Consider the following 25206-nt stretch of genomic DNA (forward strand, 5'->3'; position numbering starts at 1 on the left):
TCCTTCCAAGTTCGTAGTGAGGACTTCAGTCCTTCCAAGTTCGTAGTGAGGACTTCAGTCCTTGCTACAAAAAACCTTATTAATAATCGCAAAACAGAGTTTCGCGAGTCTCTCTACCAGTCACCGGATTAGTACCTTTTGCAACCTTACAAAGCTTTTCGATCATATCGTCTCGGAGCAGAGTCTCAGTAAAATCAGCACCGTCAATCACAGCTCCTTCCAGTCTGGTATTGTAAGCAAAAGCACCCTCAAGGATAGCATTAGTTAGATTTGTTTTCATCATCCGAGCCAAATCCAAAGTCGCACCCGTTAAATTAGCGCCTTCAAAATTTGCCTCTTCCATATTGGCACCAAACAAGCTCACGCCACGCAAATCTGCATTGGTAAAATTGCTGTTGCGAAGATTAGCTTTATTAAAACTGTCGTTAGTCAAAACTTTTCCACTAAAATCAGCACCAACTAGGATTTCTTTGTCGCGATCCAAGGCGAAAGCAGGTGCGGGATTGATGGCGATCGCCCCAGCGGCAATTACTGCTAAAATAACAAAACTCAGCAAGAAAGTATAAATATTTTTGCGATGTTGGCGAATTCCAGAATTCATAAGTTAAAGCTAATGGGCAGCAATGACAGTTCAGAATTGAATTCTACCAGAAAGCGCTCCTCTTCGGTGGTTCCCGCCGCCTCCCACTCTCCCCAACGGGCAAACTCTCGGGATATAGGCACGTTGGGAGAAAACTTAGTCGCCGAGTGGTTGCAGCAGCAAGGTTGGGAAATCCTGCACCGCCAGTACCGCTGTCGCTGGGGAGAGATTGACATCATCGCCCTCGGAAGAGATGAATCAAGCGAAAACAACCCAGGAATTCGCGATCGCCAATTCCCAACATTAGCCTTTGTAGAAGTCAAAACTCGCCGTCGTGGAAATTGGGATGCTGGCGGAATCTTGGCTGTTAGTGCAACGAAACAAGCCAAACTTTGGCAAACCGCCGAAATATTTTTAAGCACTCGTCCAGATTTAGCAAATAATTCTTGTCGGTTCGATGTCGCCCTAGTCAGGTGCGAGCCTTCATCGCAAAAGACCAAGCAAATATTACCACCAACGACAGCAAACTCTCAATCCGCCCTTGCCGGAAACTACCGGCTTACCCTGCAAGAATACATTCGATCGGCTTTTAGTGATTAGAAATGTCAAATTAAAAATTACAGGCTAAAATTAAAAAGTAATACCGCTTGGTAATTTTTAATTGTTAACTTGCCTTGACAGTAGCCCATTGGTTTCTTCATCTTTAACAGACGTGGAAAAAGCGTTAACTCCTCTGCCCCTCTTGCCTTCTCCCGATCGGACTGTGCGATCGCAGGCAATTGATCTGCTCCGCAGTCTAGGCCAGAGTTTCCGGGCAATATCCGAGACCCTTGACAAACTGCTGGCGAAACGCTTCAATTTCTTTGCGGTCTGGGCTTCCGTGACAAACCACGGCCACCTGGTAGCGGCGCATCACGCTCAGCGGCGACTGTCCCGTTTCCAAGCTCCACAGTGCCATTTGCAAGCGAATTTCAGGATCGTAAGGAATCCCGACTTCGTTCATAAAAGCCCGAAAATCCCCGTGCATTTCTGGAGTCAAATATTGGCTCATTTTCACCTTCACTACCCAGCCGTCAATTTGGTGAATAACAGTGATAAATTGCAAAGGAAGATGACTAGCCGTGCGTAGGTAATCCACGACTCTCAGAGTGAGGCTAGTATTGGCGATGTAGTAGAGGTATTCCATAACTATCCTTCGAGCAAAGCTGATGCTACACCTCTATAGTCGCGGGCTATACCCGCCACCACAAGGGGAAAAGCACCCGACTTGGGATGGGGGTTTTTACCCAATTTGTTACCGAGCTGACAGATTTTTGACAGGAATTCACCCGATGACAGAGATTGACTGGTCTTTGGACGCTTATGATTACGAACTTCCGCCCTCGTGCATTGCCCAAAATCCCGTAGTGCCGAGGGACAGTTCTCGGTTGTTGGTGGTAGATTCTCCGAGCAGCCACCAACACCGGATTTTCCACGATTTGCCGGATTTGCTCGAACCCGGAGACTTGCTGGTACTGAACAACACCCGTGTTCTGCCAGCGAGGCTCTACGGGCATAAACCCAACGGCCCGGCTGTGGAGATATTGTTGATGGAAGAACGCCAGCACAACTGCTGGCTGGCTTTGGTTAAACCCGGGAAACGCTTAAAGTTGGGAGCCAAAATTGAGTTTGAGCCCGCCTCCTGTGATGACTCTGCGGAAGGGCCTTGCTGTTGCCTTCCCCAGGCTGTGGGAGTCGATCGTCGATTGACTGCTACAGTAATTGCTAGAGACGAGCCAACAGGAGGACGGCTGTTAGAGTTTGACATCCCCACAGATTCGACTCTGACGAAGTTTTTGGATGAATACGGCCACGTACCCCTGCCTCCGTACATCGAAAATTCCCAAGCTGCGCCGGAACAGTACCAGACTGTTTATGCCGAAAAGCCTGGGGCGGTGGCAGCTCCGACAGCAGGGTTGCACTTCACCGAAGAATTGTTCAGCCGCTTGGAAGAGCGGGGAATCGCAAAAACTTTTGTCACCCTCCACGTCGGAGTCGGAACGTTTCGCCCGGTGGAGGTGACAGACGTGACGGCTCACAAAATGCACGGCGAATGGGTGGAAGTACCCGCCAGCACCGTCGAGAAAATCCGGGAAACTCAAGCCCGAGGCGGGCGGATCTTTGCCGTGGGTACGACAGCAGTGCGAGCTTTAGAGGGAGCGGCGGCGGCGAGCGAAGATTTTTCGTTGCAGCCTTTTTGCGGCCAGACAAATTTGTTTATTTATCCCGGTTACAAGTGGCGGGTTGTAGACGGGATGATTACCAATTTTCACTTGCCGCGCTCTACTTTGATGATGATGGTAAGCGCGATGATTGGAAGGCCTCGGCTGTTGGATTTGTACCGAGAGGCGATCGAGAATCAGTACCGATTTTATTCTTTTGGCGATGCCACGATTATTTTACCGATGGCAAGGAACGATTAACTCATATCTGGCACCATTCTCAAACTTTCTTTTAGGGCGGCCCAAAGTGGCCACCCCACAAGAAAATATATGTGTTCTCCAACAGCCGGCAAAGCCTGTTAACCGAGAATGGTGCAAAATATCAGAAATGCCAATTGTTAATTTTTAATCTATTTATTCTTCCTCCTCTTCTTCATTGCCGGGATACACGAAGCTGTTGGAACGCCCAGTCAGAACAGATTTGCCGAGAGACAAAGCTTTCTGAGCTGCCACTACAGCTTTGCGCTTCCATGTGGCTTTACGCATATTCTTTCTGGATTTGGAGGTTTTCTTCTTAGGGACTGCCATGACGCTAAATACTTTCTGGTTGTATAGACAAACAATCATTCTAGCCGATTTTGCCTGAATAGCTTACTCGACAAACCACAACCAGCAATATCCATTAGTAGGGTGCGTCAGCGACTAGCTTCTCGAACAACACGCTCAATCCCCAGACTGACGCACCCTACATTTATAGTACGTAGGGTGCGTCAGCCATTAGCCTCTGTAACCACACATCAAATCCCTCGGCTGAGCCACCCACTCCAGCTTAAAGTTCGTGAAAATAGTACATCACGACGCCAGTTACTGGGTCATTCTCGATGCTGACATAACCCGTTTTCAGCATTGCCGTGAAAGCCTCTTCCACTTCAGCAAAAGTAGCGCCGGTTGCCATCACCCCTTGAGTGACAGATAATCTTGCATTTTTTGTATAAGCTGCCTTCAGGAGTTTAATCCCTAACTGTTCCGGGGTTTGCTTCTGGTATGTCGAGGCGATCGCCCCGCTGGTGGAAGATAGCGGTATACCTTGGGGAGATACCCCGAGTTTGCCCCTGAGAGTGGCATTGTGCTCGTCCACCATCTTCGGCAACACCAGCAAGTCAAACAATTGCCCGAACCCAAATAACCCAAAGGTACACAGCCACAGCAAACCCGTGCCAATCTTGCCGTTGTAGAGGCGGTGGAGTCCGAATGGGCCGAAAAAACAAGCTGCCCATAAAAGGTAACTAACACCTAAATTGCTCATTTGATGCCCGTCCTGCCTGGTTATTTTAACTATTGCGCTCCCTCAATATATATTTTGTACTTCACTATTTTGTGGTTAAACAGCTTGACAGCGGAATTTATTTGTGCTTTATCTTATGGATTGACAAAAAGCAGCATTTTCTTCCCGAAAGCCTTTTGTGTCAAAGCCGATGAGTAATTTTGCGTAGCAATTCTTAACGCCAGCGACATATTTCCAGGGTCGAGAGCTTGGTAAACTGGAGGCTGTGGCAATTTCAGCAGCTTTGATCTGAGTGTCACAGAAAGCGCAAAAGTGCGCCGGACAGCGGTGGTCGGAGATACAAGGGCGATCGCCCGCAGTACCCGAAACATCAAACAAGCGAGCAATTATAAGCAAAACATCCAATAAACATATGGTAGATTCGCTCAAAAAACCCGCTTTTGCCGAGCAGCAAGAAGCAAAAACCCCAGCCAAAGAAACTATTCTCACACCGAGATTTTACACAACAGACTTTGACGAGATGGCCAAAATGGACATCTCGGTAAACGAAGCCGAACTCGAAGCAATTATCAAAGAGTTCCGCGTTGACTACAACAAAACCCACTTCGTGCGCGATGCCGAGTTCGATCAATCTTGGGAACATATCGACGGCGAAAAGCGCAAGTTATTCATTGAATTCCTCGAACGCTCTTGCACCGCTGAGTTTTCCGGATTCTTGCTATACAAAGAACTGGCACGCAAACTCAAAGACAAAAATCCGGTACTCGCCGAAGGTTTCTTGCTGATGTCCCGCGATGAAGCGCGTCACGCCGGATTCCTCAACAAAGCGCTGTCCGACTTTGGTTTGTCTCTAGATTTGGGTTTCTTGACAAAGAGCCGCAGTTACACATTCTTCAAGCCGAAGTTTATTTTCTACGCTACTTACTTGTCTGAAAAGATCGGTTATTGGCGCTACATCACGATTTATCAGCACTTGAAAGCCCATCCTGAAGACCAAATTTATCCAATTTTCCGCTTCTTTGAAAATTGGTGTCAGGATGAAAACCGCCACGGAGATTTCTTCGATGCAGTGATGAGAGCTCAGCCTCAGATGTTGAACGATTGGCGCGCTAAGCTGTGGTGCCGTTTCTTCTTGCTGTCGGTATTCGCGACAATGTATCTCAATGATATCCAGCGCAGTGGTTTTTATCGATCGCTCGGACTCGATGCTCGCGAATACGACATTGAAGTGATCAAAAAAACCAACGAAACAGCAGGCCGCGTCTTCCCGGTAATGCTCGACGTAAATAATCCCGAGTTTTACGAACGGTTGGATGTTTGCCTCAAAAACAATCAGCAATTAACCGCGATTGTCGAGTCTAAAACTCCGAAAGTTTTGCAATTGTTCCAAAAATTGCCTCTGTATGTATCCAACGGTTGGCAGTTGGTGAAACTGTACTTCATGAAGACGATTGAATCGCCTTCTGTTGAGGGTGCTGTCCATTAAGTTTTGATTTTCTATCCTCCGTTATGGCGGTTCTGTAGTAAGCAGAACCGCTTTTTTTAGTATGATGTTAGTCTTAAAATAAATAGTGTTGACAGAATATATAAGAGCTGATTAAGTTATGACATTAAGTGCGATCGAGTTTCAAATTCAATTGAGCGAACTTTACCAAGGAGTTGATTTTGAGATGAAAGGTGAGTAATATGCGATCGGGAAGACGTAACGTGATGATAACTTATCAAGTTTAGGATCTTTTTATTCAGACAACCCTAATATATTTAGCACAAGGCCCGTTTGAATTTTGCTGGACTTCAACTTCAACGATCGAGCCCGGTTGCAGTTGAGCGATGCAGTCCGAATCGATGAATCCTTCGCGGAAGTAGATATCTGGAGTTCCATCGCTAGGAGTTATATGACCCCAGTAGAAACCTTGCTGTGAATTGTAGCGCTTGTGTTTGACTATACCTTGTTTGATATTTGGAGAGGAAAGTCGATCGCATAATTCTTGAAGTTTTCGATTTTTGGGAGCAATTGCCAGCGCACGTTGGCAATAAGCTAACGCTTCGTTCTGTCTACCTAACTTTCCGAGTGCACAAGTTAAATCCTGAGTAACGAGAGCTAAACCAAAGCTATTTCTCGATTTTTCATCAATTTCAAAACCTTGGATGAGTAGGATGACAGCTTGTTCTGTTTCTCGATTGCTCAGTAAAGCTTGACCCATTGCCGTGTAAACTTTCGCTAGGTGGGGTTGGTCATCAAGTTCTTCTCCAAGTGTGATACTTTCTCGAAAATACATGAGGGCTAATTTAAAATTTTCAGGGTCTTGCTGTTGGCTCAAGACCTGACCTAAACTATTCAAGATAATTGCCTGTCCTCGCTTATCTTTGAGTTTCTCGGCGGCTAGATTGTAGCCGCATCGAAGCATTGCCTCCGCTTCCTTCCATTTTTCCTGTTTTCGTAACAATCCTCCCAAGCTATTTAACACCATTGCTAAATTGCGGCAATCGTCCAACTCTTCAAAAATATCTTGACTGCGGCGAAGAACTTCCTCGGCTTCGTTCCAAGATTCTTTTTTAGTTAGCAACAAACACCCTTGATGATGCAACACTTCTCCTAAAGCTCTCTGTGTTGTTTCTTGGAGTTGTCGATCGCCTATTTCTTTGCTAAGTTCAAGGCTACGCTCAAAATTATCGATAGCGTCTTTAAGGTTCCCTTGCTGTTGTGAGACTGCACCTAAACGGATCAATGTAATGACCTGCTGTTGTTGATTGTCAAGCTGCTTGTCAATAGCAAAAATGCGATCGAGCGTTTGGATGGCTTCTTCATGGCGACCCTGTTGCCGCAACACTCCGGAGAGATAGGTTAGGGTTATTGCCTCACCTCGTTGGTTGCCAAGTTCTTTCTGAGCTACGGCGATACGCTCAAGTGTTTCGATGGTTTCTTCAAGGCGACCCTGTTTTCGCAACACTCTACTTAAACTGATTAAGGTCATGGTTAAACCAGGTTGATTGCCAAACTTTTCCTCAATGGCAACACTACGTTGGAAAGTGGCGGCAGCTTCATCAAGTTTGCCTTGTTGCTGGAAGATTCCGGCTAAACAGTTGAGTCCGATCGCAACTTGTTTTTGGTCATCGAGAGCTTGGCCAATCTCCACCACCTGTTGAAAAGTGGCGGCAGCTTCTTTGAGATTGCCTTGTTGCAGTAAGACTCCGGCTAAACAGTTGAGTCCGATCGCGACTTGTTTTTGGTCATCGAGAGCTTGGCCAATCTCCACCACCTGTTGAAAAGTAGCGGCAGCTTCTTTGAGATTGCCTTGTTGCTGCAAGATTCCGGCTAAACCGTTGAGTCCGATCGCAACTTGTTTTTGGTCATCGAGAGCTTGGCTAATTTCTACCGCTTTCTCGAAAGCTTCTAAAGCATTATCAAGTTGTCCTAGCTCCTGAAATAAACCACCTACAAGATTTAATTTTATTGCGACATTTCGTTTGTCACCTAATTGCTCTTCAATATCTGCACTTCTCTGAATAGCATCGATAGCCTCGTGGAATTTTCCTTGTTCCTGTAAAAGCCTACCGATGCTGGTAAGTACCATTAATAAACTGCGTTGGTGTCCCAACTCCTCAAAAATAGTACGACTGCGCCGGAGGACTTCCAACGCTTCATTCAAGCACCCTCGATCGTGTCGAACTTTACCTAAATTATGCAGTACCATGCCCCTATGGCTTTTGTCGTTTGATTTCTCAGAGAGAACATAGCTACGCTGAAGAGCATCTTCAGCTTCGTCAAGGTTTCCCTGTCGTCGCAGTAATCCACCCAAACTGTTCAGAACCATTGCCAAGCCCTCTTGGTTCCCAAGTTGCTCATCAATATTTGCAGCACGCTTGAAAGGATCAACGGCTTCATCAAATCTCCCTTGTCGCATTAGTATGCCACCTAGAGTTGTGAGCCACTTGGCTTCAGAAAGTTGACGAGGTGCTTTCTCCTCGATTTTGCTGAGAATTTCTGGAATACCCTCTAGCCTTGTTTCTGCACTAGACCACTTACCCTGCAAAGATAGATACTTTGCTTGCTGAATCCGAAATTTGATAACAACATTCCAGTCTTCGTTACGCTCTGCTAGTTGCTCGAATCCCTCCATGAAAGTAACTGCTTGTTTCCAGTAACCGTATCGTTCAAAAAACGGTTGAAGGCCGATCGCAAAATTGTACTTTTTTTTCTCTTTGTTCCTAGATGTAGTTTCTTGTTGTTGCAACCACTTTGCCGCCAGAACAATGTTATTGAATTCTTCTGCGATAAATGAAGCAACAGAGCCTTCGATTTTGCTCGACTTAACAAACTTAATCAAGAACTCTGCGTGTCGGGCTGCTGCCTCTTGCTCTAACTCACGTTCGATCGAAAGTTCGCGAGCAAATAGACGAATGAGTGTATGAAAGACAAAACGATTTTCCCCCACTTCAGCATAATTGAGCAACGACAGCCGGCAGAGATAATCGAGCAACTCTTGTGTCGCGTACTCATCCTCACAGCCACTTGCCGCCATTGCAGTTCGCCGAGAAAATCCATCCTCAGCACAGACGCTCAAACTAGCAAAGAAATCGATTTCTTCCGGCTGAAGGTGCTTCAAACTCAAAGAAAAGCAAGCCAGCAAATCCCAACGCTCGTCACCTCTGACTTTCAACCTTGCCAGTCGCTGTTCCTCACCCAGAGATACTGCATAATCGGCAAGACTGCGCCTTTCATTAAGCTTCAATCCCGCACCTATAATTTGCAGCGCCAAAGGTAAATTACCAACCAATTGAATGAGATCGCAAGCAGCTTCGAGTTCAGCTACTACCCGAACTTTTCCGATTAGGGCTTCCAACAAATGCAGGGATTCTGAATTGGGAAGTACGGGCAGGTTAATTCGACCTTCATTAGGGATATCCAGCGAGATTGAGAGTCCGAGATCGCGAGTCGTAAAAATAAGCGCGCATCTCTTTCCACCGGGACGCAATTTGTGAATTTCAGCCTCTTCTGCATTGTCGAAAATCAACAGCATCCGACGGTGAGAAAATATCTCCTGCATAATAGTGCTGGCATCTCGTTCGTCTTCCAAGTCAATTTCCTCGCCGCACCGACGCGCAAATTCACGAGCAATGGCATTTATTTCCTTGCCATCCACCCGCAAACCAATCACGCCATCTGGGAAATTATCTTTATGAATAGTGGCAAAGTGACAGGCAAGGGCAGATTTTCCAATCCCTCCAATCCCAGATACACTCGCAATGCTGCATATTTTTTCCCCTTGAGGGCTTAACAGTAATTTTTCAAGCCGCGTCAACTCCTCCTCTCGACCCGTGAAAGTCGAAACATCCAACTGTGGCAACACAAAGGGAATTTTCCGAACAACTGATGGTTTTGGTTGTGTTGGCGGATGAATATTCAACAAACCTTTGCCAAGAACCAGGTTAATTTCGCGATCGGGTCTTCTGATTTGCACATTTTGAGGAAGTTTGGTTTTAAGGTAATCTGCCTTTAATTTCTCCTCTACGAAATCAGCAAGTTTCCGATCGGTGATCCATTTATTTTGGGGCATTATGAGGTTAAGCCCTTCGATCAGCGCCCCCGATAGCACGCCATGCTTGCCATCCAACCGCTCGTAAGCAACTTCCGAACTGTGAGAAGCGGCAATTAAAAAGCGCTTGCGTTCAGAATCTAGCCTCAGTAACTCGCTCTCCTTAAATTCCAGCAACTCGCCACTATGGCAGCTATCCAACCAAATAATCTGCTCTTGAACAGGACTTTGCTCTACGATTTCCCATAAATCTCTGAGCAGTATGCCATCCCATTTTCTGCGTCTAGGGTTAGCATGGCTGGTTGCTAGCAGAATTTGCTTTAAACTTCCTAAAGGTTTGGGGAGTCCATGTCCGGCAAAAAACAACAGTGCTGTATTTCGTCCGTCTTCGGTCAAAAACAGTGCGGTAATTTCATTTGAAAGTTCCTCAGCCTTAACCAATTTATCTGGATCGACCTGTAACTTTCCATCAATCTCGCTACAAGGGAACCGTCGCACCCGGAAATTATTATCGGCTTCCAAGAGTTGCGCGATCGCCTCAGCATCTGACGCTGGGGTTCTTAGGTGTTTCGGTTGACCTGTTCTAGCATCCTCTAAACCAGGATACTGATTGATCCCAACAACCAGTGCATTTCGCATTGTAAAGAATTTAATTTAACTTTTAAGCGCTATATCCTATTGCCAATGCACCCAAACGCGACTAAAACAGACCTGATGACAGCGATCGAGGCTAATTTCTGACTTAAACGCCTATTTTACTCTAACATAAACTTTAAATAACCATTTCACCTCGCAGGCTTCATGGCTGAATCTCCTCGAACGACTCTATTGGCGCTCCTACTCGCTCTGAAACAGCTAGAAACGCCACTCACCACCGACGAACGAGCGAAGCTGAAAACAAAGGGTCAACAACTCGCGATCGATCCAGACGACTGGGATTATATTCAAGAAGGCTTGATGGCTGTCATCCAGCAAAACCCCTCTCTCGATCGACTTTTTCAGACTGCTAAAGTTCAATTAGAAGCGATCGACGGCAACATCCCGATCGAATTACTACCAACCCAACAGGAAAAAGAAACAGAATTACTCCCCCAAAGCCGAGAAACTGTTACCTTCGGCTATACGGAAGGCGAACCGGACAAAACAAGTAATGAAATTGTCGATGTATCGATTAATGTATTGACCCAGAAAGATCCATCAACAACTACTAAAAATCTCAGCTTTCTTCAGCGAATTCAAGACGCTCTCCAAAAGTCAAAATCCTGAAGACTAAAGATGATGAGTGAAATTATTTATCCAACCTTAGATTTATTTCTGTACGACTTGCGCGATGAACTGGGCGATAGTGCTGGCGATCGCCCTAACGATCGAGTCAATTTTTCCCTAAAACTTCCCGAACAACTTCGTGCCTCGATCGTACAGCGAGATGCTGATATAGAAGGAGAGTATGTTGAACTATCGGGTAGTCGAGGCACACGGCAATTTGACAGTCGATCGCTTAAATATGCGTTAAAAGGGTACTACTATCCAGTCCGTTTGGGGGAGAGTTACGGACTGTTACTCGATTGTTCTGTCAAACATTCTTTCCGGCATCCCGATCGCAGCCAAACTGAAAAATTGCCCGTCAGTTGCTTTGCCGATCTTAAAGCAGAACTCGAACTGCGATTAGCTAACCAAAAGAGTTCGATCGGACAAGTCTGGATGCTATCGGGTCAAATTCCTAACTTTACCCCAGATAACGCTGAAACGATTGCGCGATCGTGCTGCCAAATTCCAGAACTAGAACTGGATTGGGATCGTGATTTTCGAGGCAAAAGTCAGTTTGCAGGAGGAATGATATTTGAGTTCTGGCGCTATGGTTTCAAAGGAGCGATCGCTTCCTCGATTTCGGATTCAATTTCTATCCGGAACATCCATCAAATTCAGGATAACAACACAGTTTTCATTGCCATTTATCCCGACTCAGAAACCGCTAAAAAAGCCTCTCAACTTGACTTCGACTGGCTCCGTTTATTTGCCTACCGCAGTAAAATTATCTGGGCTTACGGTCAAAGCCAATATCTGAGACAGCAACTCAAAGAGGATTTCGATCTAATTAAGCAATACTTGAAAGATTTCAATCAAAGTCAAACCCGAAGCTTAAACCTTAAAAAACTCCGTCAAATTCTGCTCGATGCTCAAAATACTTTTTCCAACTACTCGATCCATCTGAATTACCTCAATATTCAAAAACGTACCATAGAGGTTAACCTGCTCAACTACCAACGACGAATGGAGAGAATAAAACAGCGCTTGACAGAAGAATTTAAAGCAGAAAACGAGCTGGAAGCTCTGAAGCAATTGGAAGTTTTGAAGCGATTTGACGATGATGTTGAACACCGATATTTACTACAAATTCAGAATGATTGTGAAAGCTTCAGTTCGGGAGTAACTTTACTAGGAGAGTTAATTAACTCCATTCGGGGAATCACAGAAATTGACCAGTCAGAACGCGATCGCAACTTTCAAAACACCGTTGCGATTTTAGGCGTTGGACTGGCTGCCGGGTCGATGGTAGCCTCGATCGCAACACAATTTCCCGGTGCATCTGATCCCAAAGAAGCCACAAAATATCCTCTAGGTTCCACGCTCTCTCAGCTTGGCATTCCAGATCCTTGGTTGGTTCCTGCTGTCTCAGCGACAGCTAGCGTGGGCATAGGAGTTGTAGCCGCAGTTATCACCGCATTGGTTATCAAATTGATCTGGTTTTTCAAGAAGTAGTAGAAGCGATCGCAATTCATATAGTTTTAGGGGGAATTCCCACAGTGTGTCAACATTATTGCGTAAGTCGTGTAACATTTACCGCCATTCACCCTGAAGCGTAAACGCCGCCCAATAATAGGGAGACTGCCACTCTTTCTGCTGCAACATTTCTAATTGTGCCGCCCTTAAAGCTGCCGCTGGCGTCAACTCTTTTTTCAGCATTCCCTCATAGAAACTAGCCATTAATTTCGAGGTTCCTTCATCATCGACACTCCACAAACTCACCACCACTCGCTTCGCACCCGCATACATAAATCCTCTTGTCAATCCCACCATTCCCTCTCCTTGAATGTTCTGCCCCAATCCCGTTTGACAGGCACTTAAAACTACTAATTCTGCTGCTAGTTTGAGATTGAAAATATCCGTAAGCCGCAGGAATCCATTTAAGGGTTTGCCATTTGTGTCTACTAAGGACATGAGGATTCCTGATAATTCCGGGTGAGTGCTATTAGCGAAACCGTGGGTGGCAAAATGAATGATTTTATATTGGCTTAAATTTGGATTGGTTGCTGTGTCACGATTGGCTGCAAAATCCAAGGATTGGGTGCTAGAATTTTCCGAGACTAACGATTGAATGATTTGAGCTTCTTTGCGAGTAAATTGCAAACGGATCCACTGTCGGTTACTGTCGCCGATAGAGCGGCTTAAGCCAATATTTACTGATTCTATTGCTTCGCGATCTGTCGTAGTAGCGGGTGCTTTGAATCGTTCGTCTTGAGCGCTAAAAACTGGATCGGCAAACATTGCTAAAGTCCGAGTTGGGTTTGGTCGATCGCGATAATTTTGTCTTAATATTCCCAAGGTGGAAGCTGAAGGCAGCAGCACGATTTCATGCTCTACAATTAAAGGCTTATGGTCATTTTTACCGGATGTTTCGGGAAGAGAGAGGGCGGCAAAGGGAAGATAATTCAAAATGCCATCGCCAACTATCAGCAGGCGTTTTTGAGCGAGTTGTGCTGCGACAGGTTGTAAGATGATTTTACTGAGGGCGTTGCTAGCTTCGGTAACTCGATTGGGGATGTCTCGATACAGCGGATTAGTTACAGCGTTACGGAAATTGCGGGCGGCTGTTTCTATTTGGATGCGAGGAGGTAATTCGTAGCTGGTGATACTGGTTTTACTCACAACCCAGAGATAACTATGCTTTTCTCCTAAGCTATATTGCAGTAAGATTGTTTTGTCGTCGAGGATTTGTTCTTGAATCTGTGAAAGGGTTAAAGGTTGGGGTTGGGTGAGGGCGGCGTAACGGGGGCTGGTGGTGCGAATTTTTGCTTGAATTTCTTGATATTGAGATAGCAGGTTTTGGCGCTGTGTTTCTACTGCTGCTACTTGCGCCGGAGTCGGATTTTGAGTGCTAAAATTGTTGATTTTCCGTGTTTCTAAGGCATCGAGTTGTTGTTGTAAATTGCGTTCTTGTTCCAATAATTCTGGGGCGACTCCTTGGCGAATATCGGCCTTTGCTTCTTGCAAAAGTTCCAGTAAAGTGCGGGCGCGAGAACGTTCGCTGGCTTCTAAGGCTTTGGTATCATAGCCAGATTTGGGATTGGTTTTGTGCAGTTCCATTAACAGGTGAATGTAGAACTGATAATAGTTATTTACTGTGGCAAAGTATGAGGTGCGAAGTTGGTTGCTGCTAATTTTGGTGCGGAGGTTTTCGATGATTTTGATGCAGGATTCAATGTCGGTGAGGGCTGCAATTAGATTGCCAGAATTAGCTTTAATATTAGCAATATTGTAGAGGGTGAGAGCTTCTCCGGGCCGATCGCCCACAGCTCGAAACAGCGGCAGGGCTTGGTTGAAATAGTCTTGTGCTTGCTGCTTTTGGGCCGATTCTGAGTAGGCAACACCTATATTGTTAAGTGTAAGAGCTTCTCCACGCCGATCGCGCACTTGCCGTCTTAGAAGTAGTGCTTGGTTATAATAATCGAGGGCTGTTTGTTTTTCTCCCAAATCGTTGTAAGCTAAGCCGATGTTGGTGAGAGCAGTGGCTTCCTTCGTGCGATCGCCCATAGCGCGAAACAGGGTAAGGGCTTGGTTGAAATATTCTCTGGCTTGCTGTTGGTTTCCCAAATCGTTGTAAGCTAAGCCGATGTTGTTGAGAGTGGTAGCTTCGGCAGTGCGATCGCCCGACGATGCGCGCGTGTTTGGGGATATATTGAGTATGTTGCTCAAGGGAATTGCTTGAAGAGAGCGATCGTTCAATGATATGTCACTGTTTGGGGGTATTTGCAACAGGTTGTTGAGGTTGGTAGCTTCGATCGGGCGATCGCCCAATTCTCGAATTAGCGCCAGAACTTGGTTATAGTAGTCGAGGGCTTGCTGTTTCTCTCCTAAAGCATAGTAGACTGAGCCGATGTTATTGAGCATGATGGCTTGTTTCGGGCGATCGCCTAAAATCCGATTCAAAGAAAGAGCTTGTTTGTAGTAATCTAGGGCTTGTTGTCTCTCTCCCAATCTATTAGCAATCAATCCCATTTGATTCAGCGCGTAAGCTTCACTCTGTCGCTTTCCCAGCCTTTGATAAATCGAACGTGCTGCATCGAACTTTTGCAAGGCTTCTCGGTAAGATGATGCTGTTTGGCGATCGAATAGTTGGCTAGCTTCTTGAATCAAGCGATCGACTTCTTCAGTTTGCTGATTTGTTTGCTGATTTAATCGCTGTCTATTTTTCTGAATTAATCTCTCTGCTTCCCCCTCCGGGATTGAATTTCCACTGAGATCGAGAGTTGTCAGTTTACTCAATTCCGCTAAAGGTGTCGCATCCTGAATTTGATTTTTACTCAGATTGAGAGTTGTTAAATTCGTCAGTTTTGCTAAAGGTTTTATATCTGAGATTTGATTGGATTCGATGAAGAGTAACAGCAGATTACTTAAGCTAGATAATGGCTTGACATTCTTTATTTGATTGTTGCCCAAATAAAGAAACTCTAACTTAGTCATTTTTGACAATGGTGCCACGTCAGCAACTTGATTAGATGCTAGGGAAAAGCCTGTTATATCGGTCAATCCTGCTAACGGTGTGACATCTACAATTTGATTGGCTTCGAGAAAAATTTCTGTTAGATTAGTCAATCTCGATAGCGGTTTCACGTCTGAGATTTGATTAAAATTGAGGACGAGCGCTCTCAGATTAGTCAGTCCCGATAATGGTTGGACATCTTTTATTTGATTTGAACTGAGATTAAGCTTTCTGAGATTAGTGAATTTTGATAAGGGTTGGATATCGACTATTTGACTGCGAATCAGAGAAAGTTCTGTTAGATTAGCCAGGGTTTGTTGAGCGCGATCGCACTCTTGTGTTTTGGCTTTTGATAGCAACACCTCTACCGTATGTCTGGCTTGGGGGGTTAAATGCTCTTTGTTGATGCACCAATCGCCAAAGCTTGCAAATGTCTTGGGATTTGGCGTGGTGGCTGACGCTAGCAGGATACTAGCACCGACAGCTAACCCCCAACGCCCCCAAACCCAAACAGCGAGATTCATAAACCCTTGCTCAAAAAAAGACCTGTTTAACTGCTATTATAGTCGATCGCACCTTGTTATCTGCTATTTTCCTTGCTGCGTGCTAATTACGAGGCAACATCGGCAAATCTAGGACTGATATCATGTCCGATCGATCGCTATTAGAGGCCGGGGCGGGTTTACAAAATCTCTCATTTTTGTTAAATATCTAAGCGAACCGGCCCCTACAGGAATTACGATCAATTGACCGGACACGATATGACGCATAATTATAGTTTTTAAGCTATTCTCAACTCAGTATTTTTAAATTAGCGATCGCCCCCAAATCTAGCATCTACTATTTTCGGTTATTTTATGCAACTCAACAAAAAACAATTCAACAGATCCACTCTTGTTTTTGGTCTAGGAATGCTCGGTGTGTTCCTATTTTCTTTGACTCTACGCTTTTGGGAACTGGAGCGATTTAACAGCTTCGTATTTGACGAGGTTTATTACGCGAAGTTTGCCAACAATTATCTGACCAAAACGCCTTTTTTCAACGCTCATCCGCCGCTGAGTCAGTACATAATTGCGATCGGAATTGCGATCGGCACTCACCTCCCCTTCGGCAAAACAGCCGTCAACAGTCTAGCAGGTTCAATGCTCTCCCCTTGGGATTACCGCTGGCTGAATGCTCTGACGGGTTCTTTTATTCCCCTAGTTGTCGGAGCCCTGGCTTATCAGCTAGTGCGGCGCCGCACCTTTGCTTTTCTGGCTGCTTTATTTATCGCCTGTGACGGTTTGTTTTTAGTTGAATCTCGCTACGCGCTCAACAACATTTATCTAGTTTTGTTCGGAATCTTAGGACAACTATTTATTTTAAAATCCGTAGAAGCAGAAGGTAAAAAGCGCTGGCTTTGGCTGGTGGTAGCAGGAATAGGTTTCGGCGCTTCTGCTGCTATTAAATGGAACGGCTTGTGGTTTCTGTTCGGTACTTATCTAATTTTGTTCTGCGCGTGGGTGGTGCGTTTTATCCAGGGAAACCGAGGAGATGAACAGCAAAACCCTGAAGTAAATTCGGCTCTCTTGCCCCCGGAAAGTCCCGTACAAAAACTGACTCAACTCAAATTTTTAGAAGTAATTTTGAGTCTAGCTGTGATTCCTATTTTAGTTTACAGCATCTCCTGGATTCCTCACCTGCATCTCAATCCAACTCCCAACTTTTGGCAGATGCAAACGGAAATTTTGACTTATCACCAGCGGATTAAAAGCGGGCCTGACGTGCATCCTTACTGTTCGGCGTGGTACAGTTGGCCTTTGATGCTGCGCCCGATCGTCTATTTCTATAAAAGTATTAGCAGCAATGCACCATCAGATCCAGTTTTGCCACCTTTACCAAGCGGTGTAAATCCGGTAATTTTTGACGTGCACGCGATGGGTAATCCTTTTCTTTGGTGGCTATCAACCTTAGCTTTACTGCTAGTAATAGGAGTTTTGGTTCACCGGGTTTTAGTGTGGATGCAAACGCGTCGGGTGGCTTCTGTTGAGGCGATCGAACAGCAGCGGCCGATTTTGTTTCCGCCGACTGCCGAAATGTGGCTGGCGTTATATTTAATAGTTAATTGGGCTGCTAATTTGCTGCCTTGGGTGAAGGTGACTCGCTGCGTATTTTTGTACCATTATATGGGCTGTTCTGTGTTTGCAGCTTTAGCACTTGCTTGGTGGACTGACAGGTGGCTGCACAGCCCACAAACTCGCCTCCGAGGGATGGGGGTAACAATAATTTTTCTGGTTTTGGGTGCTTTTATTTTCTGGATGCCTCTCTATTTGGGATTGCCTTTGTCACAAATGGAATGGAAAATTAGGATGTGGCTGCCGTCTTGGGTTTAGGTTAGAATACAATACGCTTGAAATAATAAATTCCAACAGGGAAAACCTATCAAAAATAGACACTGCGATTGCTTCGTTCCTCGCAATGACCATCTTAAATGAAGCGTATTGGGTTATAATGTATCTCTCCATAAAAGCCTGTATCGGGCAGGCAAGATGCCTGTCCCACAAGACTTTTTATAGAGTTTCATAAAGACGAAATATTATGTCTGAAAACTCCCCAAAAACCTCAGAGGAAATGGTAGCGATCGCCCGATCGCCCAATCTTGTCGAAATTAACAAAGAAATCCGCGAGTTGATTATAGATTATGCCATTGGATCTGCAATTTTGGGACTCAACCCGCTGCCGGGAAGTATGACGGTGACGCTGCTGGTGGCGAGCGTGTTGCTGTTAAAAATGATGCGGGATATTGGAGCAAAATGGGGCTATCCAAAAGGTCAAGATGCGCTGGCGATCGGAGGCAATTTGTTCGGGGGTTTGGGTTCTTTTTGGGTGGCGTTTATGGCTTGGATATCAATGTATGGTTTGGGTGTGTTTGTGCCGTTTGTGGGCGGTTTTGCGATGGCTTCGTCGCTGTTTGCACTGACTTGGAGGGTGGGACAGGCGACGCACCTTTATTATGCTAGCGGCCGCCAAATGGATGCAGCGGAACTCAAGGAAGTTTTCGATAGTTCTCAACCGGAAGGGGCGGCTTTGTTTGAGGCAAATATTGGGGCGATCGCCTCTCCAGCTCAAGTAACAGAAAATTCGATTAAATCCCTGACTGATGACTTGATAAATGGTAAAATAACTCAAGAGGAGTTTCAGGAAAAAATTAAAGACATTCTTCATTAATACCTGCAACCAAAATAAAACCATGAAATTCTCACTAGATGTAGAAAACAACCCCGGAGGTTGGCCGGATCACACTCAGCTACCAGAATCCGACGGCACTTTTGTGAAAAACTTTCAAGAACATCCCCAAAGCATTCTCTTAACTGATTCTATTACTCCGATCCTCCAAAGCATTCATCCAGATGCTGATTATTGTATCGGTCAAGATAGTGGTATTTACTGGCGATTGACAGACCCCCTAGAAAAGGGTTCAGAAGCACCGGACTGGTTTTATGTGCCAAATGTCCCGCCAACACTTGACGGTCAATTGCGCCGTTCTTATGTGATGTGGCAAGAGTTTGTCGCACCGTTAATTGTGTTAGAGTTTGTATCGGGAAATGGTTCCCAAGAACGGGACAGAACGCCTTTGTTGCGCTCTGGGCAACAGGAAACTAAGCCGGGAAAATTCTGGGTTTATGAAAATGCGATCCGTCCGGCTTTTTACGGGATTTATGAAGTGAGTAAGGCGAGTGTTGAAGTTTATCACTTGATAGAAAATAGGTATCAATTAATGACTGCGAACGATCGCGGTCATTATCCTATTCCAGCATTAGGAGTGGAATTAGGAATTTGGCAAGGAAGGTATCAAAATGTTGATTTACCTTGGCTGCGCTGGTGGGATAGTGAAGGGAATTTGCTGTTAACTGGCTTTGAAAGAGTTGAGGAAGAACAACAAATAGCTGAACAAGAACGGCAAAGGGCTGAACAAGAACGGCAAAGGGCTGAACAAGAACGGCAAAGGGCCGATCGCGCTCAAGAAGAATTAGAGCAATTGCGCGCTCAGTTGCGATCGGCTGGAATTGAACCGCAATTGTGAGGGAAACATTTGTTGACAGTGGGAAAGTAGCAATTAAGGACGAGGTGAGAAACTGGGTTTTTTATTAAAATCATTAGATTGCAGCCAGCAGATTAGGTAAAAAACCCGTTTTTTGATATAGTCTTTCGAGCGTAAGATGAGGTATGACTATAAATGAATTTTTTCATGCGACTTCGGTTACTATATTATACACATAAGAGGGCTAAAGCCCAACAACGTACCTGACTTTTTTGAGAACCGCTATATTGATATTTAGAGTTAGTATATGACCAAGTATATTCCTGCAAAAATTACCCGCAGACAACTGTTACTAGGAGGATTGGCGGCGGCGTCAGCAGCTACCGCAATACCGGAATATTTGCGCCGGAAAGCCAAGGGCGATCGCGAGAAACAAGTTTTAGCTTTACTCAACGACAGAGAAGCCGATAGGATTTTCCTAAAAACCTTAGAAGCTGATGCCAAAAAAATTAATGAATCGCGGCGAATTCAAGCATCTGTCAAACTATCTCCGCCACCAATTCCCTACAACCGCGAGATTTCTAAACTGCTGATTTTGTGCAGCAAATTGGCAACGCAGCAGTACCTCAAAGGCAAAGTAGAGCCTCACTATGACGGTAACATTAAATCGTTGCCAGCTTATACGGCTAAGTTGAAAGACTACACTCTAGTTGCGGCGATTAAAGGAGAAGAAGCCAATATCTCCGAAGAAGTCGAGGTAGAAATTCCCCAGCAGGCGGCTTCCCCAAATAGGGAAACCGATCCGATCGGCAAAAATGTAGATACTGCGGAAAAAGTTATAAAAAATACAGCGAAGGAGGTTGTGAAAATTAATCGCAAAATCCCGGTTTATTTTGGTTTTGTCCTCAGTTCAAAAAAACACAATATTATTGTCTTTCGCGGTACCCAAAGAACTATCGAATGGGTACTCAATATCAATGCTGTCTACGCTACAAAAGAAAGTAAGGTTTTCAGTAAGTCCTACGGTAAAATTCATCCCGGTTTTTCAACCATCTACAGCAATATTGCCACTCAAACGCTGGACATTGCCAAAAAGCTGAATCCGTCGGTTCCTTGCTATGTATCGGGCCACAGTTTGGGTGCTGCGATCGCGACTTTGGCTGCGATCGACATTGCGGTAAATGTTCCTCGGTTGAAACAGCAGGTGCAGTTGTATACTTATGGCAGTCCGAGGGTGGGCGATCCGGTGTTTGCGAGGGATCACAATCGAGTTGTACCGAACAGCTATCGTGTGGTAAATTTGGCGGATCCTATTACGCTGGTGCCTTTTACGGTGTTCTTTAAGACTGAATACGTGCACGTGGGTGAGGAGTGGGCTTTTTTGGCGCCGAATGGGGATGTGATGCCGAATCATGTGGTGGATAGTTACAGAAGTGCGATCGACAAACAAGTCGAAACCAACAAACCCCGAACTTCTCCCAATTCCGGGTTAAAATAAGTTTGTAGCTAATAGCGAATACTCCAGGCGAATAGAATTCGCACGCCAAACAAACGAAGTCCGCAGCTCGACATTATATTCTAGATCCTGTCTCCTCGAACAACCGTAATAAGATTGGTTTGTAGTGAGGACTTTAGTCCTTCTTTCTGCGGACTAAAGTCCTCACTACGAACCTTTAGAGATTGATTGCGTCCCCAGTGTTGCGGAGGGAATTCTCCGGACATAATATTACATTAAATTAGCTTTTATTGATACCCTTTATTTGTGAAACACTGCGAACAACCGTAATAAGATTGGTTTGTAGTGAGGACTTTAGTCCTTCTTTCTGCGGACTAAAGTCCTCACTACGAACCTTTAGAGATTGCATCCCCAGCGTTGCGGAGGGAAGTCCCCGGACATAGTATTACATTAAATTAGCTTTTATTGATACCCTTTATTTGTGAAACACTGCCCGATAAACTGGTTCCCCGCGTTTGAGAGTAGCAATTTCTCTTTCAGTGGCTACGGGCATGGGATTTTCTGCTAACCATTCACTGTTATTTGTGCGTTTAAAGCTAGGATGAGATGAAAAGCGATCGCACATTTCGACTTCTACTTCCTCAATATCCGATTGAATAAACACTTCACCGCCAACAGCCAGATAAGTCGCCAACTCGCCGACTAATTCCTGCTGTACGACTCGCCGCTTGTGGTGCTTTTTCTTGAACCACGGATCGGGAAATTGGATGCTGACTCGCTGCAAAGTACCAGCGGGCAAAGTTTCTAAAATTGGTTTTAGCGAACTATTCGCATTACAAAACAAATAGTGCAGATTTGTCAAGCCTTTTTCGTCGCGCCAAAGATTTGCCTCATCCACCAGAGGTTCCCGAATTTCTAATCCGAGAAAATTCCAATCCGTTTGTACTTGCGCCATTTGCCACAAAAACCTGCCTCTGGCGCAGCCGATATCTAAATGCAGTGGCAAATTTAAGTCGCTATATATTTTCGTCCAATCTGGAGCACTGGCGGATGTTCGATATCTCATTGATAGGGGATTTACGTGTTCCCGCACTCTAACTCTTGCCAATTTTGCTGTCTCCTGAATGTAATTTTGTTCGTAGTAAGGACTTTAGTCCTAATCAATTAAAAGTCAGAGAGAGGACTGAAGTCCTCAGTACAAACCGGAGAGGACTGAAGTCCTCACTACAAACCGGATATAGCGGTTTTCACAAAGATGAGGTACGTTGTTGGGCTTCAGCCCTCTTGATTTCAGCGGTTATGTAAGCTGTCAGCCATACCTCATCTTTTTGAGAAAGGCTATATAATTACTGTACCTTAGGCTTCTGGTTCAATGCCTGCTGCTCTTAATTGTGCGGTTAGTCGATCGGCTCGCTGCCGTTCCCTTTCTACCATTTCTGCACCCCACAATAACATTTGTCCGCTTTCATCCCACCAGCGCAGCCAATATCCGGTTCTTTCGGCTTTTGTTCCCTGCCAAACACCCAGAAATAAGCCAATTCCGGCAACCCAATAACGCCCATTTGCATCTGGTTGCTGTATTTGATACTTTCCTGATGAATCCAACTGGTAGACTTCTAAAACTCCGGAGGCCGGTTCAAATATCGCATAGATTGGCACTCGCAATACTTGTTCGTAAAAAAACCATTTGCCGGGGGGATAAGTTGGTTTAGCTGAATATTCGTCGCCCTCAGTTGCTCCTAAAAACTCCATGACGATCGCAGGAATTTCCTCTTTTTCTTCTAAGTTGGGGGTGTAAATCCGGCGAACCTCCGGGGCGGGAAGCGGTTGTACATTGCGAACATAAAACAAATCTGGCGCTTTGACAACTGTTTTGTTGTCCATTGTCGCGCAAATTCCCATATTTGGAGCAACTAATATTCCTTGTACCATTAGCCCCGCAATTTCTAGGATTTCGCGCAAGGCGGCGGCGAGTAGGGGTCGATCTATATTTGCGGCAGGTCTTTCCTCTAAAATGAAAGGCTCTGGCATTTTTTCCCAAGTGATTTTTAAGTCGGCGGTACTGACTGTCATAGTATTTTACCTCTTACTAAAAAATAGAGTCAGCATCCCCGCCTAAGTCGGCGGAAAGTTTTTAGGACTTCGTTTAAATCCCGATCGATCGCACAATTGCGCTATCAACTGTCAATTGTCAACTGTCAACTGTCAACTGTTTACTGAGACTGCTGGAGTGCTGTTTGCAATACTTCCTTATGAAAGAGCGATCGCCCTACAATAAATTTTATCCTGTCTGGCGATAGTGCGGCGCCGTTGGCATAGTGATCCATCCAGGTTTTGCTGATTAAATACGGATCTTCTGGCAATTCTGATAATAAGTATCCCGGCATTTCTAACTCATCCATCAATTGGGTGACTTTGGGATCGTAGCTGAGGGCAAAACAGCGACATTCTTCGGATGCTGCCATAATTAAACTGTGGTAGCGCATCCCGATCGCCATTTCGACTCCCCGGAAAACTCCTTTCAACTTTCTCGGATCGTCTAAACTGAGGATGCGACTTCTTTGCGGCAGTGCTTCGTGCAAATGTTTGGCAATTTCTAAGTCGTGGGAAGCTTGGAAAGGCAGCAGCAAAATTAAGGTGCGAGTGGCTTTTTGAAAGTCAACTAAAGCTTGAGTTAGGATTGACAAACGGGCGGGTGTTAGTGTAGAGTGCGATCGCAAACAAACTGCAACTCTCGGCGACGGCAAATCCCACAAACCGGAGACAGGGGAATTTTCCAAAGCCCACACTGGATCCGGCGCTAATGTAAATGGAATTTGCCAATCTGCAAGTATGGTAGCTGAGCCTTTATCGCGCACGCTAACGCCTGTACATCCACCAAAACACCGCTGAGATAACTTGCGAGTAATCTCGCGATTTAAAGGGCCAATTCCCTGGGCCCAAGCCACAGTTTTTAAGCCCATCTGCTGCGCTAATCCCATCAAGCCACCATAGTAAAAAGGGCTGACAAGGCTGGTACTGTCTTGGATTAAACTACCGCCACCCCAGATTAGCGCGTCGGCGCTGCGGAGTGTATCGAGGACACCAAACGCATTCATGCGATCGCGCGCAGCTACTCCGTACCGCTGATGTGTCTCGACAGGATTGCCAGAAAGGACGATCGGTGTCACGCCATCTGGTAACATTTGCAGTAGCGAAGCCAACAGCGCCTCGTCGCCGCCGTTGCCTTTTCCGTAATAGCCGCACAAAATTGCTCGCATTTCTACTCTTTGTTTGAAATCGAATATAACTATTACAATACCTAATTATTGTTACCAAAAGATTCTTTTTTAAACAACAAAATACATCTCGCACCTTTCTTTACATACAAAAAATGCACGCTTTGTCAATTCCCACCTGGATTATTCATATTTCTAGCGTCATCGAGTGGATTGCCGCCATTTGGTTAATTTGGACTTACGGCGAAGTCACTCAAAATCCGGCTTGGCGGGCTCTTTCCTTCGGGATGTTGCCAGCCCTCGTCAGCGCCATGTGTGCCTGTACGTGGCACTATTTCGACAACTCCTTAGCCCTAGAATGGATGGTTACTCTACAAGCGGCGATGACTCTCGCCGGCAATTTTACATTATGTGCGGCGGCTTGGTGGATTTGGCGATCGGCTCAGGAGTCAGTTGACAGTTGACAGTTGACAGTTGACAGTTGTCAGTTGTCAGTTGACAGTTGTCATTGGTTATTTGTTATTTGTTATTTGTTATTTGTTATTTGTTATTTACTATCAATTAGCAACGCCAGCCCAATGCCAATGTCCAATGCCCAATGCCCAATGCCCAATGCCCAATGCCCTATTCCCTATTCCCCATTCCCCATTCCCCATTCCCCATTAACAATGCTTTCCAAAGAAACTCTATTTGCCTTGTCTCTGTTTCCCTACTTGGGATTTCTCTGGTTTTTGACTAAATCGGGGAAAACACCGCGTTTAGCACTAATTGGATTTTACGGCACTTTAGTTTTTGTTGCCGTCACGATTCCAGCGGGAATTTATGCAAAAGTTGCCTACAACGAATCCCTGGCAAACATCGATTGGCTGCACGGGGCGGCGGAATCATTCTTGACATTTTCCAATATCTTATTAGTTTTAGGATTTCGGGAAGCGGTGATTAAAGCTAAAGAATCATCGTCAGAAGAGAGTTAAGAGTTTCAGGAGTTACGCACGGGTAGTGAGAAACCGGGTTTTTGTGCCAGAATTTCGCTACAGCCGAAAGATTCGGCCAAAAACCCGGTTTCTTTGATGGTGATGCGAGTCCGCGTTGTGAGAAACCGGGTTTTTTTGCGATAATTTCGCTATGACTGACAGATTCGGCAAAA

At 45.3% G+C, this 25206-nt stretch carries 21 protein-coding genes; 11 read left to right on the forward strand and 10 right to left on the reverse strand.

Annotated elements, in window-relative coordinates:
• Positions 1–79 precede the first annotated feature (79 nt).
• The gene (locus tag QZ918_RS10645; RefSeq protein ID WP_293334419.1) at positions 80–601 is read right to left on the reverse strand and encodes a pentapeptide repeat-containing protein; all 522 of its coding nucleotides are present in this window, start codon (positions 599–601) and stop codon (positions 80–82) included.
• Positions 602–613: 12 nt separating this feature from the next.
• On the opposite strand from QZ918_RS10645, the gene QZ918_RS10650 reads away from it, so the two are divergent.
• Complete coding sequence (locus QZ918_RS10650; protein ID WP_293334422.1) at positions 614–1180, forward strand: YraN family protein; 567 nt, start codon at positions 614–616, stop codon at positions 1178–1180.
• A 196-nt stretch (positions 1181–1376) separates the two neighbouring features.
• On the opposite strand, the gene QZ918_RS10655 is transcribed toward QZ918_RS10650, so the two are convergent.
• Positions 1377–1766 (reverse strand): hypothetical protein, encoded by a 390-nt coding sequence (locus QZ918_RS10655; protein WP_293154581.1) that lies wholly within the window; start codon positions 1764–1766, stop codon positions 1377–1379.
• 145 nt (positions 1767–1911) lie between these two features.
• On the opposite strand from QZ918_RS10655, the gene queA reads away from it, so the two are divergent.
• Positions 1912–3042, forward strand: coding sequence for a tRNA preQ1(34) S-adenosylmethionine ribosyltransferase-isomerase QueA (queA, locus tag QZ918_RS10660; RefSeq protein WP_293334484.1), 1131 nt, complete (start codon positions 1912–1914; stop codon positions 3040–3042).
• Between the two features lie 153 nt (positions 3043–3195).
• On the opposite strand, the gene rpmF is transcribed toward queA, so the two are convergent.
• From rpmF to QZ918_RS10675, 3 genes are all read right to left on the reverse strand, one after another.
• Positions 3196–3369 carry a 50S ribosomal protein L32 gene (gene rpmF / locus QZ918_RS10665; protein WP_293132726.1) on the reverse strand — a complete coding sequence of 58 codons (174 nt, stop codon included), beginning with the start codon at positions 3367–3369 and terminating at the stop codon, positions 3196–3198.
• Between the two features lie 241 nt (positions 3370–3610).
• Positions 3611–4087 carry a TM2 domain-containing protein gene (locus QZ918_RS10670; RefSeq protein WP_293154576.1) on the reverse strand — a complete coding sequence of 159 codons (477 nt, stop codon included), beginning with the start codon at positions 4085–4087 and terminating at the stop codon, positions 3611–3613.
• Between the two features lie 108 nt (positions 4088–4195).
• Positions 4196–4471 carry a hypothetical protein gene (locus QZ918_RS10675; protein ID WP_293334425.1) on the reverse strand — a complete coding sequence of 92 codons (276 nt, stop codon included), beginning with the start codon at positions 4469–4471 and terminating at the stop codon, positions 4196–4198.
• A gap of 7 nt (positions 4472–4478) precedes the next feature.
• On the opposite strand from QZ918_RS10675, the gene acsF reads away from it, so the two are divergent.
• Positions 4479–5552 (forward strand): magnesium-protoporphyrin IX monomethyl ester (oxidative) cyclase, encoded by a 1074-nt coding sequence (gene acsF, locus QZ918_RS10680; protein WP_293334428.1) that lies wholly within the window; start codon positions 4479–4481, stop codon positions 5550–5552.
• A gap of 256 nt (positions 5553–5808) precedes the next feature.
• Here the strand turns inward: acsF and QZ918_RS10685 are convergent, their stop codons facing one another.
• A complete protein-coding gene (locus QZ918_RS10685; RefSeq protein WP_293334431.1) occupies positions 5809–10242 on the reverse strand; it encodes a tetratricopeptide repeat protein in 4434 nt (1477 codons plus the stop codon).
• 162 nt (positions 10243–10404) lie between these two features.
• On the opposite strand from QZ918_RS10685, the gene QZ918_RS10690 reads away from it, so the two are divergent.
• Both QZ918_RS10690 and QZ918_RS10695 read left to right on the forward strand, forming a co-directional pair.
• Positions 10405–10869 (forward strand): hypothetical protein, encoded by a 465-nt coding sequence (locus tag QZ918_RS10690; protein WP_293334434.1) that lies wholly within the window; start codon positions 10405–10407, stop codon positions 10867–10869.
• Between the two features lie 9 nt (positions 10870–10878).
• Positions 10879–12363 (forward strand): hypothetical protein, encoded by a 1485-nt coding sequence (locus tag QZ918_RS10695; RefSeq protein ID WP_293334437.1) that lies wholly within the window; start codon positions 10879–10881, stop codon positions 12361–12363.
• A gap of 78 nt (positions 12364–12441) precedes the next feature.
• Here the strand turns inward: QZ918_RS10695 and QZ918_RS10700 are convergent, their stop codons facing one another.
• Positions 12442–15888, reverse strand: coding sequence for a CHAT domain-containing protein (locus tag QZ918_RS10700; protein WP_293334440.1), 3447 nt, complete (start codon positions 15886–15888; stop codon positions 12442–12444).
• 333 nt (positions 15889–16221) lie between these two features.
• On the opposite strand from QZ918_RS10700, the gene QZ918_RS10705 reads away from it, so the two are divergent.
• From QZ918_RS10705 to QZ918_RS10720, 4 genes are all read left to right on the forward strand, one after another.
• Positions 16222–17736, forward strand: a complete 1515-nt coding sequence (locus QZ918_RS10705) for a dolichyl-phosphate-mannose--protein mannosyltransferase (RefSeq protein ID WP_293334443.1) — start codon at positions 16222–16224, stop codon at positions 17734–17736.
• Between the two features lie 205 nt (positions 17737–17941).
• The gene (locus QZ918_RS10710) at positions 17942–18571 is read left to right on the forward strand and encodes a hypothetical protein (protein WP_293334446.1); all 630 of its coding nucleotides are present in this window, start codon (positions 17942–17944) and stop codon (positions 18569–18571) included.
• A gap of 22 nt (positions 18572–18593) precedes the next feature.
• Entirely contained in the window at positions 18594–19427 is an 834-nt protein-coding gene (locus QZ918_RS10715; protein WP_293334449.1) for a Uma2 family endonuclease, read from the forward strand.
• A gap of 265 nt (positions 19428–19692) precedes the next feature.
• Positions 19693–20883: a lipase family protein gene (locus tag QZ918_RS10720; protein ID WP_293334452.1), complete on the forward strand. Its 1191-nt coding sequence runs from the start codon at positions 19693–19695 to the stop codon at positions 20881–20883.
• Between the two features lie 433 nt (positions 20884–21316).
• On the opposite strand, the gene trmB is transcribed toward QZ918_RS10720, so the two are convergent.
• From trmB to csaB, 3 genes are all read right to left on the reverse strand, one after another.
• Positions 21317–21949 (reverse strand): tRNA (guanosine(46)-N7)-methyltransferase TrmB, encoded by a 633-nt coding sequence (trmB, locus tag QZ918_RS10725; RefSeq protein WP_293334455.1) that lies wholly within the window; start codon positions 21947–21949, stop codon positions 21317–21319.
• A gap of 248 nt (positions 21950–22197) precedes the next feature.
• Positions 22198–22914, reverse strand: coding sequence for a Uma2 family endonuclease (locus QZ918_RS10730; protein ID WP_293334458.1), 717 nt, complete (start codon positions 22912–22914; stop codon positions 22198–22200).
• Between the two features lie 140 nt (positions 22915–23054).
• Entirely contained in the window at positions 23055–24101 is a 1047-nt protein-coding gene (csaB, locus tag QZ918_RS10735; protein ID WP_293334461.1) for a polysaccharide pyruvyl transferase CsaB, read from the reverse strand.
• Between the two features lie 113 nt (positions 24102–24214).
• Here csaB and QZ918_RS10740 point away from each other — a divergent pair, with 113 nt between their 5' ends.
• Complete coding sequence (locus tag QZ918_RS10740) at positions 24215–24523, forward strand: DUF2499 domain-containing protein (RefSeq protein WP_293334464.1); 309 nt, start codon at positions 24215–24217, stop codon at positions 24521–24523.
• 204 nt (positions 24524–24727) lie between these two features.
• Complete coding sequence (locus QZ918_RS10745) at positions 24728–25033, forward strand: DUF3593 domain-containing protein (protein ID WP_293334487.1); 306 nt, start codon at positions 24728–24730, stop codon at positions 25031–25033.
• Positions 25034–25206 lie beyond the last annotated feature (173 nt).

The sequence above is a fragment of the Microcoleus sp. CAWBG58 genome (genome assembly GCF_020883045.1).
In the GTDB taxonomy this organism is placed as follows: Bacteria; Cyanobacteriota; Cyanobacteriia; order Cyanobacteriales; family Microcoleaceae; genus Microcoleus.

Bases quoted from the DNA above. Each gene is read 5' to 3' on its own strand.
- QZ918_RS10645 (WP_293334419.1), bottom strand. From the start codon at position 601: ATGAATTCTGGAATTCGCCAACATCGCAAAAATATTTATACTTTCTTG.
- QZ918_RS10650 (WP_293334422.1), top strand. From the start codon at position 614: ATGGGCAGCAATGACAGTTCAGAATTGAATTCTACCAGAAAGCGCTCC.
- QZ918_RS10655 (WP_293154581.1), bottom strand. From the start codon at position 1,766: ATGGAATACCTCTACTACATCGCCAATACTAGCCTCACTCTGAGAGTC.
- queA (WP_293334484.1), top strand. From the start codon at position 1,912: ATGACAGAGATTGACTGGTCTTTGGACGCTTATGATTACGAACTTCCG.
- rpmF (WP_293132726.1), bottom strand. From the start codon at position 3,369: ATGGCAGTCCCTAAGAAGAAAACCTCCAAATCCAGAAAGAATATGCGT.
- QZ918_RS10670 (WP_293154576.1), bottom strand. From the start codon at position 4,087: ATGAGCAATTTAGGTGTTAGTTACCTTTTATGGGCAGCTTGTTTTTTC.
- acsF (WP_293334428.1), top strand. From the start codon at position 4,479: ATGGTAGATTCGCTCAAAAAACCCGCTTTTGCCGAGCAGCAAGAAGCA.
- QZ918_RS10685 (WP_293334431.1), bottom strand. From the start codon at position 10,242: ATGCGAAATGCACTGGTTGTTGGGATCAATCAGTATCCTGGTTTAGAG.
- QZ918_RS10690 (WP_293334434.1), top strand. From the start codon at position 10,405: ATGGCTGAATCTCCTCGAACGACTCTATTGGCGCTCCTACTCGCTCTG.
- QZ918_RS10695 (WP_293334437.1), top strand. From the start codon at position 10,879: ATGATGAGTGAAATTATTTATCCAACCTTAGATTTATTTCTGTACGAC.
- QZ918_RS10700 (WP_293334440.1), bottom strand. From the start codon at position 15,888: ATGAATCTCGCTGTTTGGGTTTGGGGGCGTTGGGGGTTAGCTGTCGGT.
- QZ918_RS10705 (WP_293334443.1), top strand. From the start codon at position 16,222: ATGCAACTCAACAAAAAACAATTCAACAGATCCACTCTTGTTTTTGGT.
- QZ918_RS10710 (WP_293334446.1), top strand. From the start codon at position 17,942: ATGTCTGAAAACTCCCCAAAAACCTCAGAGGAAATGGTAGCGATCGCC.
- QZ918_RS10715 (WP_293334449.1), top strand. From the start codon at position 18,594: ATGAAATTCTCACTAGATGTAGAAAACAACCCCGGAGGTTGGCCGGAT.
- QZ918_RS10720 (WP_293334452.1), top strand. From the start codon at position 19,693: ATGACCAAGTATATTCCTGCAAAAATTACCCGCAGACAACTGTTACTA.
- QZ918_RS10730 (WP_293334458.1), bottom strand. From the start codon at position 22,914: ATGACAGTCAGTACCGCCGACTTAAAAATCACTTGGGAAAAAATGCCA.
- csaB (WP_293334461.1), bottom strand. From the start codon at position 24,101: ATGCGAGCAATTTTGTGCGGCTATTACGGAAAAGGCAACGGCGGCGAC.
- QZ918_RS10740 (WP_293334464.1), top strand. From the start codon at position 24,215: ATGCACGCTTTGTCAATTCCCACCTGGATTATTCATATTTCTAGCGTC.
- QZ918_RS10745 (WP_293334487.1), top strand. From the start codon at position 24,728: ATGCTTTCCAAAGAAACTCTATTTGCCTTGTCTCTGTTTCCCTACTTG.